At 67.3% G+C, this 17,358-nt stretch carries 12 protein-coding genes; 5 read left to right on the forward strand and 7 right to left on the reverse strand.

Annotated features, from left to right (window positions below; genetic code table 11):
• Window positions 1–58: 58 nt before the first annotated feature.
• Together EO170_RS18990 and EO170_RS18995 are read right to left on the reverse strand one after the other, a co-directional pair.
• Window positions 59–1,444 carry a glutamine synthetase family protein gene (locus tag EO170_RS18990; RefSeq protein ID WP_126947373.1) on the reverse strand — a complete coding sequence of 462 codons (1,386 nt, stop codon included), beginning with the start codon at window positions 1,442–1,444 and terminating at the stop codon, window positions 59–61.
• 6 nt (window positions 1,445–1,450) lie between these two features.
• Window positions 1,451–2,206: a gamma-glutamyl-gamma-aminobutyrate hydrolase family protein gene (locus tag EO170_RS18995; protein WP_126947376.1), complete on the reverse strand. Its 756-nt coding sequence runs from the start codon at window positions 2,204–2,206 to the stop codon at window positions 1,451–1,453.
• 286 nt (window positions 2,207–2,492) lie between these two features.
• Here EO170_RS18995 and EO170_RS19000 point away from each other — a divergent pair, with 286 nt between their 5' ends.
• The 3 genes from EO170_RS19000 (at window position 2,493) to EO170_RS19010 (ending at window position 6,583) form a co-directional block, all read left to right on the forward strand.
• Window positions 2,493–3,872, forward strand: a complete 1,380-nt coding sequence (locus EO170_RS19000) for a glutamine synthetase family protein (RefSeq protein ID WP_126947379.1) — start codon at window positions 2,493–2,495, stop codon at window positions 3,870–3,872.
• Window positions 3,872–5,188, forward strand: a complete 1,317-nt coding sequence (locus EO170_RS19005) for an FAD-binding oxidoreductase (protein WP_126947382.1) — start codon at window positions 3,872–3,874, stop codon at window positions 5,186–5,188. The genes EO170_RS19000 and EO170_RS19005 overlap by 1 nt, the downstream gene beginning before the upstream one ends.
• A 96-nt stretch (window positions 5,189–5,284) precedes the next feature.
• Window positions 5,285–6,583 (forward strand): diguanylate cyclase, encoded by a 1,299-nt coding sequence (locus EO170_RS19010; protein ID WP_047125193.1) that lies wholly within the window; start codon window positions 5,285–5,287, stop codon window positions 6,581–6,583.
• A 27-nt stretch (window positions 6,584–6,610) separates the two neighbouring features.
• On the opposite strand, the gene EO170_RS19015 is transcribed toward EO170_RS19010, so the two are convergent.
• From EO170_RS19015 to EO170_RS19040, 5 genes are all read right to left on the reverse strand, one after another.
• Window positions 6,611–7,915, reverse strand: coding sequence for an MFS transporter (locus tag EO170_RS19015; protein ID WP_126947385.1), 1,305 nt, complete (start codon window positions 7,913–7,915; stop codon window positions 6,611–6,613).
• A gap of 1,372 nt (window positions 7,916–9,287) precedes the next feature.
• Window positions 9,288–9,566, reverse strand: coding sequence for a hypothetical protein (locus EO170_RS19025; RefSeq protein WP_164741101.1), 279 nt, complete (start codon window positions 9,564–9,566; stop codon window positions 9,288–9,290).
• Window positions 9,556–11,904 carry an FdhF/YdeP family oxidoreductase gene (locus tag EO170_RS19030; protein ID WP_104582138.1) on the reverse strand — a complete coding sequence of 783 codons (2,349 nt, stop codon included), beginning with the start codon at window positions 11,902–11,904 and terminating at the stop codon, window positions 9,556–9,558. Before EO170_RS19030 ends, EO170_RS19025 begins: the two co-directional genes overlap by 11 nt.
• The gene (fdhD, locus tag EO170_RS19035; protein ID WP_126947391.1) at window positions 11,901–12,746 is read right to left on the reverse strand and encodes a formate dehydrogenase accessory sulfurtransferase FdhD; all 846 of its coding nucleotides are present in this window, start codon (window positions 12,744–12,746) and stop codon (window positions 11,901–11,903) included. Before fdhD ends, EO170_RS19030 begins: the two co-directional genes overlap by 4 nt.
• A gap of 6 nt (window positions 12,747–12,752) precedes the next feature.
• Complete coding sequence (locus tag EO170_RS19040) at window positions 12,753–14,432, reverse strand: OFA family MFS transporter (protein ID WP_115677443.1); 1,680 nt, start codon at window positions 14,430–14,432, stop codon at window positions 12,753–12,755.
• A 409-nt stretch (window positions 14,433–14,841) separates the two neighbouring features.
• On the opposite strand from EO170_RS19040, the gene EO170_RS19045 reads away from it, so the two are divergent.
• Together EO170_RS19045 and EO170_RS19050 are read left to right on the forward strand one after the other, a co-directional pair.
• Window positions 14,842–16,194 carry an aspartate aminotransferase family protein gene (locus EO170_RS19045; protein WP_126947394.1) on the forward strand — a complete coding sequence of 451 codons (1,353 nt, stop codon included), beginning with the start codon at window positions 14,842–14,844 and terminating at the stop codon, window positions 16,192–16,194.
• Between the two features lie 111 nt (window positions 16,195–16,305).
• Window positions 16,306–17,163, forward strand: a complete 858-nt coding sequence (locus tag EO170_RS19050) for a plasmid replication/partition related protein (protein ID WP_126947397.1) — start codon at window positions 16,306–16,308, stop codon at window positions 17,161–17,163.
• Window positions 17,164–17,358 lie beyond the last annotated feature (195 nt).

The following is a 17,358-nucleotide window of genomic DNA, read 5'->3' on the forward strand; positions in this document are numbered from 1 at the left end:
CACCTTCTCCCGAGGGGAGACGGGAGCGGCGCGGCACGCTGCGCCGAGCGCAGACGCCTCACACATTCAACAACAGGAACTCCCGCTCCCACGAACTGATCACGCGGAAGAACGTCTCGTACTCCTTGCGCTTGACCGAGATGTAGGCGCGCACGAAGCGCCGCCCCAGCATCTCCTGCAAGGCCTCGCAGCCCTCCAGTCCGTCCAGCGCCTCGCCCAGCGAGCGCGGCAGATCGTAGCCCTGCTCCTTGCCGTTGCTGCTGATCGGCGCGGTCGGTTCGAGCTTCTCGCGGATGCCGAGCAACCCGCAGGCCAGGGTCGCCGCCATCGCCAGGTACGGATTGGCGTCGGAGCCGGCAAAGCGGCTTTCCACCCGCATGTTCTGCGGCATATCGATCGGCACCCGCAGCCCGCAGGTGCGATTGTCGAAACCCCACAGCACATTGCTCGGCGACACCTCGCCGAACATCAGCCGCCGGTAGGAATTGACGTTGGGTGCCAGCAGCCCCATCGCCATCGGAATGTATTTCTGCAGGCCACCGAGATAGTGCGCAAAGGTGTCGCTGAAGCCGCCGTCGCGTTTGCCGCTGAACACGTTCTTGCCGGTGCCGGCATGCAGCAGGCTCTGATGGATATGCATCGCACTGCCCGGCTCGGTCTCCATCGGCTTGGCCAGAAACGTCGCATACACGCCATGCCGCAACGCCGCTTCGCGCATGGTGCGCTTGAACAGGAACACCTGATCGGCGCGCGAGAGCGCATCGGCGTGGGTGAAGTTGACCTCCAGCTGCGCGGCGCCGGATTCGTGAATCAGCGTATCCACGTCCAGTTCCATCGCATCGCAGTAGTCGTACATCAGGTCCAGGATCGGGTCGAACTCGTTGACCGCATCGATCGAATACGACTGCCGCGCGGTCTCCGGCCGACCCGAGCGCCCGGCCGGCGGCAACAACGGAAAGTCCGGGTCGGTGTTCTTTTGCACCAGGAAGAATTCCAGCTCCGGCGCCACCACCGGTTGCAGCTTGGCTTCGGCATAGGCGTCGAGCACGCGCCGCAGCACATTGCGCGGGGCAAGCTCATGCGGCTGGCCGTCCTTGGTGTAGCAATCGTGGATGACCTGCGCGGTGGGATCGGCCGCCCACGGCACCATGCGCACGGTGGATGCATCCGGGCGCAGATGCATGTCCGAATCCGATGGCGAGGTCAGCTCGTAGTAATCGTCCGGGAAATCGCCGGTGACGGTGGTGGCGAAGATGCCTTCCGGCAGGCGGGTGCCGTAGTCGTGCGAGAACTTGTCGGCCGGAATGATCTTGCCGCGTGCATTGCCGGTGATGTCCGGCACCAGGCACTCGACCTCGGTGATGTGGCGCTCCTTGAGCCAGCGGCGCAGGGCGCTTTCGGGCTGTTTGGGCGTGGACGTGCGCGAACGTGTGCGGATGGACATGCAACCTCACTGACCGCGTCGGGCGGCATATTGGCGACAGGCCTCGCCGAAGGCCTGGAAGATGGCACGGTAGAACGGATGCTGTGTGACACGCCACTCCGGGTGCCACTGCACCGCCAGCAGGAAGCCCGGCCCGGGGCCGCGAAAGGCTTCGATCAGGCCATCCGGCGCGGTCGCCTCGATCAGCAGGCCGTCGGCCAGCCGCGCAATGCCCTGCCCGTGCAGCGAGTTCACCGCCACCTGCGCGCTGTCGCTGATGCCGGCCAGCAGGCCGCCGGCATGCAGCTGCACCGGATGCGCCGGGCCGTACTGCGCGTCCAGCGCCGCGGTACGGTCTTCGCGGTGATCGGCCAGACCGGGCACCTCATGCACGCGTTGATGCAGGCGCCCGCCCAGCGCCACGTTGACCTCCTGCAGCCCGCGGCAGATCGCCAGCACCGGCAGGCCGCGTGCAAGTGCCTGCGGGATCAGCCCGAGGCTGGCGGCATCGCGCGCCGGGTCGTGCGGATTGCCCTCCCAGCTCGGCTCGTCGCTGTAGTGATGCGGCTCCACATTGCTCACCGCGCCGGTCAGCAACAGGCCATCCAGGCGATCCAGCCAGCCCCCCGCATCCAGCGCCGGCTGCAGGCTCGGCAACAGCACCGGCATTGCGCCGGCCGCGTCCACCACCGCGCGGATGTATTTTTCGCCGGTGGCCAGAAACGGATGCGGCCCTTGCTGGATGCGATCGGTCGGCAACCCGACCAGGGGAACGACAGCCATGCGGATATCCAGGTTGTACGCGGCAGGGAAACGGGTGCGCTCGCCGTCAGGCAGGCGCAGGAAATGTGCAGGCCACAGGTTGGCGCGCGTTTGCAATTGTGCGCGGCATTGCATGCGTCCGATCACGACGCAACGTCAGCGTGTCTTCGCCACGGGTTGAGGGTGTGTCGTGGGCGCCTGCGAACTTACCGTGCAGCCAGCGGCATTGCCAGGGTCGGCACGCGCACGATTGCGAAAGATCACGTGCGCTTTGCTAGTCTGGGCAGCGACCCTGCAGGTGGTGCCCATGGTTTCCGAGAACTCCGTCGCGTGCTTGCCCGCCACCGATGCCGCCACGCTGGCGCGGATCGATGGCTGCGAAGCGGTCGATCTGCTGTTGCCCGACACCAATGGCGTGCTGCGTGGCAAACGCGTGACAGCCGAGGTCCTGGGCAAGATCTATCGCGACGGGGTGTGCCTGCCGATGTCGCTGATCGCCACCGACATCACCGGCAATACCGTCGAAGAAACCGGGCTGGGCTATGCCATCGGCGATGCCGATCGCATCTGCCGGCCCATTGCAGGCTCGCTGCGCCCGGTGCCGTGGGCACCGCGGCCGATGGCACAGCTGCTGCTGGCGATGCATCAGCCGGACGGCAGCGTGTTCGAGGTTGCACCGCGTGCGGTCCTGCAGCGCGTGCTGCACGGCTTCGCCGCGCTCGGCCTGACACCGGTGATTGCGGTGGAACTGGAGTTCTACCTGTTCGATGGGGTGCCCGATGCACAGGGGCGTCCGCAAACACCGCGCGACCCGCAGACCGGTGCGCGCAGCGACAGTACCCAGGTGTATTCGCTGCAGGACCTGGACGACCAGCGCACGTTCACCGACGCGGTCACCGCCGCCTGCCGGCAGCAAGGCATCCCTGCCGACACCGCCGTGGCCGAGTACGCGCCCGGCCAGTTCGAAATCAACCTGCAGCATCGTGCCGATGCGGTGGCCGCCTGCGACGAGGCACTCCTGCTCAAGCGCACCATCAAGGCGATTGCGCAGCAGCAGGGCAAGCTCGCGAGCTTCATGGCCAAGCCGTTTCCCGGCCAGGCCGGCAGCGGCCTGCACCTGCACGTGAGCCTGCTCGATGCCGACGGGCACAACGTGTTTGCCGGCAGCGTCGCTGCACCTGCCGACCGCCTGCGCCATGCCGTCGCCGGCCTGCAACGGCATGCGGAGGCCTCGTTGCTGATGTTCGCACCGCACGCCAACAGTTACCGCAGGTTCGTCAGCAACGCCTTCGTGCCACTGGATGCGAGCTGGGGCTTCAACAACCGCACCGTGGCGCTGCGCATCCCGCACAGCGATGCACGCAACACCCGCATCGAACACCGCATCGCCGGCGCCGATGCCAACCCGTACCTGGCCGCCGCCGCCGTGCTTGCCGCCATGCTGGACGGCCTACAACACCCCGGCGAGCCCACCGCGCCAGTCACCGGCAATGCCTATGCGCAAGCGGTGTTCCGGCCGCGCACCTGGCAGGGCGCAGTGGAGGCATTCGGCGCCAGCGACTTCGTCGGCGCGCAGTTCGGCAGCCAGTTCCAGCATGTATTCGGCCAGCAGAAACAGCGCGAGCTGCTCGACTACCAGGCGCTGGTGCCGGATCTGGACTACGCACGGTATCTGCGGATCGTCTGATGGACGGCCCGGGCACGCCCCTGCCGCCTGCCGATCCGCCGGGCAATGGCTATCCCGACAGCTGGTACGCGCGCAGCACGCCGCCCTTGCCGGAGCAACCGCGCCTGCAGGGCGCCGCACGTGCCGATGTCTGCATCCTCGGCGCCGGCTACACCGGCCTCACCGCCGCGCTCGCCCTGGCCGAGGCCGGCTACTCCGTCATCGTGCTGGAAGCCAGGCGCATCGGCTGGGGCGCCTCCGGGCGCAACGGCGGCCAGGCCATCGTCGGCTACGGCTGCGAGCAGGAAACCCTGGAAGCGCTGGTCGGCGATACCGACGCGCGGCTGCTGTTCGACTTCTCGCGCGACGGCATGCGCCTGCTGCGCGCGCGCATTGCGCGTCATGCCATCGCCTGCGACTGGCGCGACGGTCACGCCCATGTGCCGCTGAAACCGCGCCAGGTGCAGGCCCTGCAGCACAGCATCGTGCGGATGGCCGAGCGCTATGACTACCCGCTGGAATGGTGGGACCGCGCGCGTACCCGGCAGGTGCTCCACAGCCCGCTCTACCTGGGCGCGATGTTCGACCCGGCCAGCGGCCATCTGCATCCGCTGGCCTACGCACTGGGCCTGGCACGCGCAGCGCTGGCGGCCGGCGTGCGCATCCACGAGGCCTCGGCGGTGTCCCGCCTGGAACATGGCGCGCGCGTGACGATGCAGACCGACCAGGGCAGCGTCAGCGCCGACTTCGGGGTGATCGCCGGAAACGCCCTGCTGCAGGGCATTTCCACAACGCTGGAACGCCACATCATGCCGGTCGGCACCTATGTCGGCGCGACGCCGCCGCTGGGCGCAGCCCGCGCGCGCGCGCTGATCGCCAACGACATGGCGGTCGCCGACACCAACTGGGCACTGGATTATTACCGGCTCAGCGCCGACCACCGGCTGCTGTTCGGCGGACGCGCCAGCTACTCATCGCGCCCGCCCCCCGGGCTGGATCGCTTGATGACCCGGCGCATGCACACGGTCTTCCCGCAACTGCACGACGTGCCGCTGGAAACGCTGTGGGGCGGCTACGTGGACATCTCGCGCAATCGCGCCCCGCACTGGGGACGGCTGGGGTCCAACGTGTATTTCGCCCAGGGATTCTCCGGGCATGGCGTCGCCGCCACCGGGCTGGCCGGCCAGGTCATCGCCGAGGCCATCGCCGGCCAGGGCCGGCGGCTGGACGTGTTCGCGCGCATTCCGCATCGGCCCTTCCCCGGTGGGCGCCTGCTGCGTACCCCGCTGCTGGTGGCCGCGATGAGCTGGTACCGGCTGCGCGATGCATTGTGGTGAGAGGGGCGCGGTCTTGGGCACTTTGAGACGCGGCGCTCAAGTTTTGGCGAACCGGGCCGTTAGCCGGTAGGACGGTTCGATCCGCACGGCCAGCCGATGTCCCCAGGTACCCTACATCGCAATAGCGAAAGCGCAGTCCTGCCGCAACGCGTGTTGCTGGTGGAGAACTCGCGCACCTTCACCAGCATGCTGCGCGAAGCCATCGAGCAACGTGTGGAACTGCCGGTCACGGTCGTGTCGACCCTGGCGGAAGCGGCCCGCGTACTGGACGAAGAAGACGGTTGGTTTCTGGTTCTGACCGGCCTGGTGCTGGTGGACGGCGACCGCGACAAGGTCGTGGAATTTTTCCTTTCGCGCAAACTGCCCACCGTGGTGGTCAGCGGCGTCTATGACGAAGATCTGCGCCAGCGCGTGCTGCAGCAGCAGATCATCGATTACGTGCTCAAGAACGCGCCCGGCAGCATCGAGTATCTGGCCTGGCTGGTGCAGCGCCTGGAACGCAACCGCCGCATCGCGGCGCTGGTGGTGGACGATTCCCTGTCTGCACGGACCTATGCGGCCGCGTTGTTGTCCATGTACGGCTACCGCGTGGTGCTGGCGGCCGACGGTGCGGCCGGCCTGCAGGCGATCGAGCGCGATCCCGGTATCCGCCTGACCATCGTCGACCAGGAAATGCCCGGTATGGAAGGGGTGGAATTCACCCGCCGGCTGCGCGCGATCCGTTCGCGCGACAAGGTCGCGGTGATCGGCATTTCCGGCAACAGCGATTCGTCGCTGATTCCGCGCTTCCTGAAAAATGGCGCCAACGACTTCCTGCGCAAGCCGTTCTCGCGCGAAGAATTCTTCTGCCGCGTATCGCAGAATGTGGACCAGCTGGAACTGATCGGCACGCTGCAGGACCTGGCCACCCGCGACTTCCTCACCGGCCTGCCCAACCGGCGCTATTTCCTGGAACAGAGCCAGCGGGTGATCCCCACCCTGCTGTCGCAGGAGCAGACGGTCACCGCGGCGATGCTGGACATCGACCACTTCAAGCACATCAACGACACCTGGGGCCACGAGGCCGGCGACCAGGCGCTGCGGGCGGTGGCCGCATCGGTCTCCAGCCATGCGCGGCCGCAGGATCTGGTGGCACGTTTCGGCGGCGAGGAATTCTGCCTGCTGGTGCCGGGGCTGGATGCCGCCAACGCCACCAGTTACTTCGAGACCCTGCGCGAGCGCATCAGCGCGCTGCGCGTGCGGATCGGCAATGAAACCCTCAGCATGACGGTGAGCATCGGCGTGTGCATCGCCACCGAAGACGGCCAGTCGCTGCACCACCTGCTGGGCGAAGCGGACAAATATCTGTACCTGGCCAAGGCCGGCGGTCGCAACCAGGTGCGCCTGGCCAGCTGAGACGCGTCGGCTCCGCCGCCGCGCTGGCTAGGTTGAAATCGCCGATGCCGAACGGCGCCGCATCGCACGTGCGGCCATCAACGCCACCAGGCTCAGTACCGCAGCGCCGCCCAGATATTGCCCCACCGCCTGCACGCCGAAGCGTGTGGCCAGCTGCGTGGCCACGTACGGCGCAGGCGCCGCACCGAGAATGCTGGCCAGGTTGAACGACAGCGAGGCACCGGTGTAGCGCACCTCGGTGGGATACAGCTCGGCCAGCAACGTGCCGCAGGGGCCGTAGGTCAGGCCCATGAAGAAGAACCCCAGCCCCAGAAATGCCAGTACCTGCAGCGGGTGATTGGCCTGGAACAGCGGCGCGAACGCCAACCCGAACGCGATGATCGCAACACTGGCCAGCATCATCGCCAGCGGCGCACCATGCCGGTCGCCAAACCTGGCCGAGAGCGGGATGCCGATCGCGAAAAACACGATGCCGGCCATCTGCAACAACAGGAATTGCTCCTTGTCGTAGCCCAGGGTCTTGGTGCCATAGCCCAGCGCGAACACCGTCATCAGATAGAACAGCACGAAGGTGGCGAACGCGCCCAGCGTGCCGATGATCAGCGCCGACCAGTGCTGCGAGATCACCGTGCCCAGGGGCAGGCGCACACGGGTCTTGCGGTCCAGGGCCTTCTGGAAATCCGGCGTCTCGGTGATGCTCAGGCGTACCCACAAACCGGTCAGCACCAACAGCGCGCTGGCCAGGAACGGCACCCGCCAGCCCCATTGCATGAACTGCGCATCGTCGAGCACCGCGCCCATGCCGAGAAAGGTGCCGGTGGACAGCAGAAAGCCCAGCGGCGCACCCAACTGCGGAAACATGCCGTACCACACGCGCTTGCCCGGCGGCGCATTTTCGGTGGCAAGCAGCACGGCCCCGCCCCACTCGCCGCCCAGACCCAGGCCCTGGCCGAAGCGACACAAGGCCAGCAGCGCTGGGGCGAACACGCCGATCTGGGCGTAGCTGGGCAGCAAGCCGATCGCCACGGTGGACAGGCCCATCGTCAGCAGCGCCGCCACCAGGGTGGCCTTGCGCCCGATCCGGTCACCGAAGTGGCCGAACACCGCCGAGCCCACCGGCCGCGCGACGAAGGCCACTGCAAACGTCGCCAGCGACTGCAGCATCGCCGCGCTGCCATCGCCCGCCGGAAAGAACAGGGTGGGAAACACCAGCACCGCGGCGGTGGCGTAGATATAGAAATCGAAGAACTCGATCGTGGTGCCGATCAGGCTGGCGAACAGCACGCGCGCAGGCGAATTGATGGGAGCAGCGAGCGGCGCGGCAGCAGTCATCGTTGATCGGCTTCCAGACAAGACAGGACAGCCGATTCTGGCAGATTGCAGCAACGGTTTGCGCAGGCCCACCGGTGGGTAAAAAGTTACAGACGTGACCTCCGGCCCAGCTGGGCCATGTCAGCCTCAGTTCTGGCAGTGACCGACAGAGCGCGGCGCGTTCTCTTCACCGAGGATTGATCGCGTCGAAAATGCGTCGGTTGCAGAACGGCGGGGCTGCGACTTGGCTGTAGAGCTCTTGTCTGCTCGCCACAGCAGGACACGCCGCAAGTCCGCTCTGGGTATATCGCTAACTCCCGAAATCCCGCTTATTTTAGGGTGGTCGTCAGACAATGCGGATAGATCACTGACAGAGCGGTTGGTCAGCTATTTGGCTGCAAGGCCCTTGCCGGCCCACCATCGCGGGACACGCCGCAAGTACGTCCATGTAGGCTCCGGCGCGGCGTCCATGCCGCTCAGGGTCCCGCGACGGTGGGCCGGCAAGGACCAGTCGAGATGGTCGGTACGTCACGTAGAGCAGTGCTGGGTGCGCCTTGTTCGATCGTGAAGCATCGCCTCCACGTCTGATGCGCACCGCGCGACAGACAGCTCTTCAAACGAGCGCCGACCAACTGTCTGGTGCGGTGTCCTCGCCGGTTGCGGGACCGTGTGGCGGCATGGATGCCGCCACCGAGCCCCCAGGGACGGGTTCACGGCGTGTCCCGCACGCGGTGGGCCCGTCCTGGGGGCTCGACGCTGCGAGTGTGCTGCAGGGCCCTTGCCCGCCCACCATCGCAGGACACGCCGCAAGTACGTCCGTGTAGGCTCTTACGCGGCATCCATGCCGCGTAAGGTCCCGCGACGGTGAGCGGACAAGGACCTGTCGAGATGGTCGGTGTGCATGATGAGAGCGGTGCTGGATGCGTCTCGTTCGATCATGAAGCATCGGATGCACGTCTGATGCACGCCGCATTACAGACAACTTTCAGACGTGCGCCGACCAATTGTCTGCCGCGGTGCCCCCGCCGGTTGCGGGACCGTGTGGCGGCATGGATGCCGCCACCGAGCCCCCAGGGATGGATTCACGGCGTGTCCCGCAAGCGGTGAGGGCACCGCGCCCTCGACACTGCGAGTGTGCTGCAGGGCCCTTGCCCGCCCACCCTCGCAGGACACGCCGCAAGTACGTCCATGTAGGCTCTTACGCGGCATCCATGCCGCGTAAGGTCCCGCGACGGTGGGCGGGCAAGGACCTGTCGAGACACTCGGTGTATTTGGCTGCAAGCAAAGCATGGCCTGCGTTGTTCGGATCAGGTTGCGTCTGATCAAGCTTCCCGTGCAGGTGAAGAGGCTTTAGTCTCCCGCCTTCCTCAGCCGGGAAGTAGCAGCAAGTTGCTCAGTCGCCGTGCGGCGCCTGTGCCATTGCACGCTGCGCATGCGCAGCGCGCCCGGCATCCGTCAGCACCGCAAATTGGCGCTCGCCGCGGTTTTCCACCTGGATCCAGCCCGGACCGGGGTGACCGTCCAGGCTGGCGCTGCCCAACCACGCCAGGGTGCGCAGCAGGACGCTCATGCGCACGCCCAGCTGCTTGCACAACCGGGCCAGCGACACGCCCTCCGGCGTGTCGGCCAACGCAACAAGCAACTGCGCGGTGAGCTGTGGATCAGCGGACAAGCACCGCTCCGATGTCGCGCGGCGCCGCATCGGCGGTTTCTGCGCGGTGCGGCAGCACGATGACCGGAATCGACTTGGAGGTGGGCGTACGCGCTTCGTCGGCGAAGCTGGACAGCGGCACCAATGCGTTGGTTTCCGGGTAGTACGCTGCCAGGCAGCCGCGCGGGATGTTGTAGTCCACCAGCAGGAAGCGGCGTGCCTCACGATGCACACCGTCCTCGCACAGGCTCTCCAGGTCCACCCAATCGCCGGCCTTCATGTTCAATGCCGCGATGTCCGCACCATTGATGAAAAGCACGCGGCGCTCGCCGAACACGCCGCGGTAGCGGTCGTCCAGCCCATAGATGGTGGTGTTGTATTGATCGTGCGAGCGCGTGGTGGCCAGCGTAAACACCATCTGCCCGGTGTGGCTGCGGCGTGCGCGGTGGATCGGGTTGTCGGTCGGCACCGCGTGTGGCTTGAACACCGCGCGCTTCTCCGGCGTCACCCACTGGCGATCACGCGCGGTGTTGGACAGACGGAAACCGCCCGGCACGCGCACGCGCTGGTTGAAGTCGGCAAAATCCGGGAAGACCTGTGCGATCAGATCGCGTACGCGGTCGTAGTCGCCCACCAGCCAGCGCCAGCGGATCGCGCTGCGCGCGCCCAGCGTTGCCTCGGCCAGGCGTGCCACGATCGCCGGCTCGGACAGCAGGTCCGGCGAGGCCGGCGGATTGATGCCGGCCGACAGGTGCACCATGCTCATCGAATCCTCCACCGTCACGCCTTGCGGGCCGGCGTCCTGGATGTCGATTTCGGTACGACCCAGGCATGGCAGGATCAGCGCATCGCGGCCATGCACCAGATGGCTGCGATTGAGCTTGGTGGTCACATGCACGGTGAGTTCGCAGTTGCGCAGCGCGCGGTGCGTGGCGTCGGTGTCGGGCGTGGCGGCGGCAAAATTGCCGCCCATCGCGAAGAACACCTTGCCGCGCCCGTCCAGCATCGCTTCGATCGCACCAACGGTGTCAAAGCCGTCTTCGCGCGGCGGCGCAAACCCGAACAGCGTCTGCAGCTTGTCCAGGAAGGCGGCCGGCGGTTTTTCGTAGATCATCATCGTGCGGTCGCCCTGCACGTTGCTGTGCCCGCGCACCGGGCACACGCCCGCGCCCGGCCGGCCCAGATGGCCGCGCAGCAACAGCAGGTTGGTGATCATGTGGATGGTGGCCACCGAATGCTTGTGCTGGGTGATGCCCATGCCCCAGCAGGCAATCACGCGCTCGGCATTGAGATAGAGCTCGCCGGCCTTGCGCAGCGCGGCCTCGTCCAGCCCGGACTCTTCGATGATGGTGTCCCAGGATTCGCCATGCACCTCGGCAGCGAAGGCCTCGAAATTGGCGGTGTGGGCGTGGATGAATTCCAGATCCAGCAAACGCGGCGTGCCATCGCGCTGGGCCTGCGCGTCGCGCTCGAGCACATGCTTGATGATGCCCTTGACCGCGGCCAGGTCGCCGCCGATCTTGAGCTGGAAATAATCCGAGGCGATGCGGGTGGAGCCGTTGTGCAGCATCTCCAGCTTGTCCTGCGGGTCGGCGAACTTTTCCAGCCCGCGTTCGCGCAACGGATTGAATGCCGCGATCGCCGCGCCGCGCTTGGAGGCCTGGCGCAGCTCGCCGAGCATGCGCGGGTGATTGGTGCCCGGGTTCTGGCCGAAGATGAAGATCGCATCGGCCAGTTCGAAGTCGTGCAGCGACACCGTGCCCTTGCCCACGCCGATCTGCGAACGCAGCGCAGTGCCGGACGGCTCGTGGCACATGTTCGAGCAGTCCGGGAAGTTGTTGGTGCCGAACTCGCGCACGAACAACTGATACAGGAAGGCCGCCTCGTTGCTGGTGCGCCCGGAGGTGTAGAAGATCGCCTCGTCCGGCGATGCCAGCCCGTTGAGGTGCCCGGCGATCTGCGCAAACGCCGCGTCCCAGCTTACCGGCACGTAGTGATCGGTGGCGGCGTCGTAACGCATCGGCTGGGTCAGCCGGCCCTGCCCTTCCAGCCAGTAGTCGCTGTATTGCGACAACAGGCTGACGCTGTGGGAGGCAAACAGCTCCGGCCCGGCGCGGCGCGCGGTGGATTCGGCGGCAACGGCCTTGGCGCCGTTCTCGCAGAACTCGAAGGTGGAGGTGTGGTCGCGGTCGGGCCAGGCACAGCCGGGGCAGTCGAAACCGTCCGGCTGGTTGGCATGCAGCAGCGTCTTGGCGCCCTGTACCGCGATGTCCTGTTCCATCAGGTGCTTGGCCACCGAGCGCAGTGCGCCCCAGCCGCCAGCGGGATTGTCGTATTGCTGGATGGTCTTCTTGCTCATGCGGGCTCTCCCACGGCGACGCCCAAGTCCAGGCGCTGCGGATGGCTGTAAACGACACAATCGTGATCGCGGGCAAACCCGATCAGGGTCAGTCCCGCACTGTCGGCCAGGCTGATCGCCAGCGCGGTCGGTGCCGAAATCGCTGCGAGCAGCGGGATCCGGGCCTGCGCGGCTTTCATGGCCATTTCGTAACTGGCGCGGCTGGTCACCACCGCAAACCCGTGCGATGCATCCACGCGCGCGCGCGCCAGGGCACCGATCAACTTGTCGAGCGCGTTATGCCGGCCGACATCCTCGCGCACGTAACGCACCACACCCTGCGCATCGGCCCAGCCGGCGGCATGCACCGCGCCGGTCTGCGCGGCGATCGGCTGCTGCGCATGCAGCGCATCCAGTGCCCGCGCCAGGGTCTGCACATCGATCTGCAGCGCGGACTGCAGCACCGGCGGCACACGCAGTACCGCTTCGATCGATTCGTTGCCGCATACCCCGCAACCGCTGCGCCCGTCCAGGTTGCGCCGCCGCTGGTCCAGCGCGGCGGCACGCCCGGGCGGAATCTCGATCTGCAGCGAGGCGCCCTCCAGGAACGTCTCCACCGCCGTCACCCGCAGGTCCTGCGGGTGCTCGACGATGCCTTCGCTCAGCGAGAACCCGAGTGCGAAATCCTCCAGGTCCTCCGGCGTGGCCATCATCACTGCGAACGGCACGCCGTTGTAGTGGAAGGCGACCGGCATTTCGGCCGCCACCATGTCCTGCACCGTGGCGTTGCGGCCGCCGCGGTGGCGGACGACCGTGCGCACCACACTGCCGGCGCGCACGGAACGGGAAGACGAAGTGGTCATCTCATCTCAATGAAACAGCACGAAGGCTTTCTGCAGCGTGACCCAGATGCCCCAGCACATCGGCACGCCGACGGCCAGCCAGGCCAGCGCGACCAGCGCGGGATTGCCGCCGTGCCCGATGCGCGCCATCTGCTCCGGCGGCAGGATCGCCTTGCCGCTGCGGTCCACCTTCTCGTGCGCAAGCTGTTTCTCGCGCGCCAGCTCGTCGGGCGTCATGAAGTGACGCGCGGCCACCGGACGCACCAACAGGTTGCAGATCAGACCGAGCACCAACATGCCGGCCAGGATGTACATGGTGGTGTTGTAGACCTGTGACGGCGGGCTGCCGTGGGCCAGCTGGTACTCACGCATGTAGCCGACGACCACCGGGCCGAGAATGCCGGCGGTGGCCCAGGCGGTCAGCAGGCGGCCGTGGATGGCGCCCACCATCTGGGTGCCGAACAGGTCGGCCAGATACGCCGGGATGGTGGCAAAACCGCCGCCGTACATCGACAGGATGATGCAGAAGATGCCCACGAACAGCGCGATGCCGCCCACGCTGCCGGCCGACGGTGCCGCCGCATACAGGCAGATGCCCAGCACGAAGAACAGCGTGTAGGTGTTCTTGCGGCCGAGCTTGTCGGACATGCTGGCCCAGAAGAAGCGGCCGCCGATGTTGAACAGGCTGAGCAGGCCGGTGAAGCCGGCCGCGATGGCCGCGATGCTGGCCAGCTGCGCCGTATCCAGGCTGCCGAAGCCGGCATCCACCCCGATCAGGCGGCCGCCGAACACTTCCTGCAGCATCGGCGAGGACATGCCGATCACGCCGATACCGGCCGACACGTTCAGGCACAGCACGCCCCACAGCAGCCAGAACTGCGGGATGCCCCAGACCTTGCTCACGTGCACGTGGTTGGCGGTGATCATGGCGTTGTTGCTGGCCACCGGGGCGGTCCAGCCGGCCGGGGTCCAGCCGCTCGGCGGCACGCGGTAACCGAACGCGCCGGCCATCATGAAGACGAAGTACAGCGCCGCCATCACCAGGAAGGTTTCCATCACGCCCACCGAGGTCGGCGTGGCGAAGTGGCGCATCAGCGCATCGGCCAGGGGGCTGCCGATCATCGCGCCGCCACCGAAGCCCATGATCGCCATGCCGGTCGCCATGCCGCGGCGGTCCGGGAACCATTTGATCAAGGTCGACACCGGCGAGATGTAGCCCAGGCCCAGACCGATACCGCCGATCACGCCCGAGCCCAGCCACAGCATCCAGATCTGGTGGAAGTGGATGCCGGCCGCCGATATCACCAGCCCGCCGCACCAGCACAGCGCCGAGACCACACCGGCCTTGCGCGGGCCGGCACGTTCCAGCCAGCCGCCCCAGACCGCCGCCGAGCAGCCCAGCAGCACGAAGAACAACGTGTACATCCACTGCAGCTCGCTGATCTTCCAGTCGCAGGTGGTGGCGACCATGCGCGCGAACAGGCCCATGTCGGCCGGGCACGCGATCGCCTCGGTGATGCCCAGCGCCTTGGACAGCGGCAACCAGAACACGCTGAAGCCATAGGCCATGCCGATACACAGGTGGATCGCCAATGCCGCCGGCGGTACCAACCAACGATTGAAGCCCGGACGCGCAACGATGCGCTCCTTGGACAGCAGGCCGGCGTCTGCGCCGTTGGCGCTCGCCACGGTGGACCCTTGTGTCATTCCCGTTCCCCTAAAAAAGTGCGATGAAGTGTGTCCGGAGCGCCCGACAGGATGGCTGCATGCAGGCGGTGTCAGTGGTTCCGAAAACGATTGATGGCTGCGATCGATTGACGTGTTGCGATAAGGGCAGCGGCGACCACCAGGCCCAACTGGCACTCGTCTGGCGCATCATCGGCGATCGTTGAATCTTTGCAATGCTTCGGCACGCCCCGCAGCTAGTCAAAAACCCGTCATGGCCTGCGCCACAAGGCGTTCCCAGAGCATAGCGGCCGACGTTGCGACTAATTGACTAGTCCATGCGGATCGGCGCATACGGGTCCGGAAATCGTGGTCGCCGTCGCGCTCTGCGGGGTGACGGCCGACGCGCGGTGGCCTTAGAGTCGGACGCTCCCCAGCGACGGAGCCCGCCATGCACGACCACCCTCCGCGCGACGACGCGCATGCGTTGCAGGCAGCGGCGCAGCTGGACGCGTTCTGGATGCCGTTCACCGCCAACCGCCAGTTCAAGGCGCGCCCGCGCCTGCTGGCCTCCGCTGCCGGCATGTACTACCGCGATGTCGACGGCCGCCAGATCCTGGACGGCACCGCCGGGCTGTGGTGCTGCAATGCCGGCCACGCCCGCGAGCGCATCATGGCGGCGATCCGTGAGCAGGCCGGCACGCTGGATTTCGCCCCGACCTTCCAGATGGGTTCACCGCTGCCGTTCGTGCTGGCACAGCGGCTGGCCGCGATCGCCCCGCCCGGCCTGGGCCATGTGTTCTTCACCAACTCCGGCTCGGAGGCGGTCGACAGCGCGATGAAGATCGTGCTCGCCTACCACCGCCTGCGCGGCGAGGGCCAGCGCACCCGCTTCATCGGCCGCGAGAAGGCCTACCACGGGGTCGGCTTCGGCGGTATGTCGATCGGTGGGCTGCCCAACAACCGCAAATGGTTCGGCCCCCTGCTGGCCGGCACCGACCACCTGCGGCACACGCTGGATCTGCAACGCAATGCCTACACGCGCGGGCTGCCGGCGCACGGCGCCGAACTGGCGGACGATCTGGAACGCCTGATCGCCCTGCACGACGCGTCGACCATTGCGGCGGTCTTCGTCGAACCGGTGTCCGGCTCGGCCGGGGTGATCCTGCCGCCGGAAGGCTATCTGCAGCGGCTGCGCGCCATCTGCGACCGCCACGGCATCGTGCTGGTGTTCGACGAGGTCATCACCGGCTTCGGCCGGGTCGGCGAGGCGTTTGCGGCGCAACGCTTCGGCGTCACCCCGGACCTGATCACCGCCGCCAAGGGGCTGACCAGCGGCAGCGTGCCGATGGGCGCGGTGCTGGTGGCCGATGCGATCTTTGACGCCTTCATGCACGGCCCGCAGAACGCGATCGAGCTCTTCCACGGCTACACCTATTCCGGCCATCCGCTGGCCTGCGCCGCGGCGATCGCCACGCTGGACACCTACGCCGAGGAGAACCTGTTCGACCGCGCGATCACGCTGGGCCGGCAATGGGAAGACGCGCTGCACGGCCTGCGCGGGCTGCCGCACGTCATCGACATCCGCAACATCGGCCTGATCGGCGCGGTCGAGCTGGCCCCGCGCGATGGCGCGCCGGGCGCACGCGGCTACGAAGTCTTCGAGCGCTGCTTCCATGACGGCGGCCTGCTGGTGCGCGTCACCGGCGATGTCATCGCGCTGTCGCCGCCGCTGATCGTCACCCCCGAGCAGATCGGGCAGATGGTCGAAACGCTGGGGAAGATCCTGCGCAGCACTGCCTGACGGCGACGGCACGGGCGCCCGCGTGTACCGTCCGCGCGCAGCCCGGTCAAGCGCGCAAAGCCGGAGCAGGCTCACTACAATGCCGGCCCCGCACTTCCCCGCAGTTGCCGCATGAACATCGTTGTCAAAGAAGAACTCAAGGCCTACATCGACCCGTTGACGCCCGACGAGCACGAGGCGCTGGAGCGCAGCCTGCTGGCCGAGGGCTGCCGCGATGCACTGGTGCTGTGGGGCGATGTGCTGGTGGATGGCCACAACCGCTACGGCATCTGCCAGAAGCACGGCCTGCCGTTCCAGACCGTGCAGAACCCGCGCTTCCAGTCGATGCAGGACGTGCACCTGTGGATGATCGAGCAGCACCTGGGCCGGCGCAGCGTGTCGGACTTCCAGCGTGGCGTGCTGGCGCTGCGCAAGCGCGAGATCCTGGCCGCGCGCCAGCGCAGCCAGCGCGACGCCGACGCCGCGGCGGAAGCGCCGTTGGTCACCGACGATGACCAGCCCGCCGCCGGCATCGAACACGGCACCGTGCAGACCGCCGCCGACAGCGACAGCCCGCCGTGGGAAGAGACCTCCACCCCGGTCAGCCGCGCCGAGCTGGCGCGCGAGGCCCGCCTGAGCAACAACCAGGTTGTGATGATCGAGCGCATCCACAAACAGGCCGCCCCGGAAGTGGTGCAGGCGGTCAAGGCCGGCGAGATTTCCATCAGCGCCGCCGCTGCCGTGGCCACCCTGTCCGAGGACGAGCAACGCGCCGCCGCGCAGGCCGGCAAGGCCGAGCTCAAACAGGCGGCCAAGCGCGTGCGCGACGCCAAGCGCAAACCCAGGCCCGACGAGGCCGAAGGCGGCGAAGCCGAACGCCGCGATGTGAAAGCCCTGCAACGCCGCGTGACCGAACTGGAAAACGAAAACGCCGCGCTGCAGGCCAAGGTGACCGCGCTGCAATCACAGCTGGAGCGCCTGCGCGGCTGAATACCCGACAGTGCATCACCGTAGGAGCGCACCCGGGCGCGACGCGGCTGTCCTGGTAACGCCATCGCGCTCGGGCGCGCTCCTACAAAACGATCGGCCGCTGCGCGAATGGCGACCACGATCGCTGCAACCACCGGTAGGAGCGCACCCGGGCGCGACACGGCTTTCCCGGTAACGCCATCGCGCTCAGGCGCG

It is taken from the genome of Xanthomonas sp. BRIP62409 (assembly GCF_003992965.1).
GTDB classification, from domain to species: domain Bacteria; phylum Pseudomonadota; class Gammaproteobacteria; order Xanthomonadales; family Xanthomonadaceae; genus Xanthomonas; species Xanthomonas euroxanthea.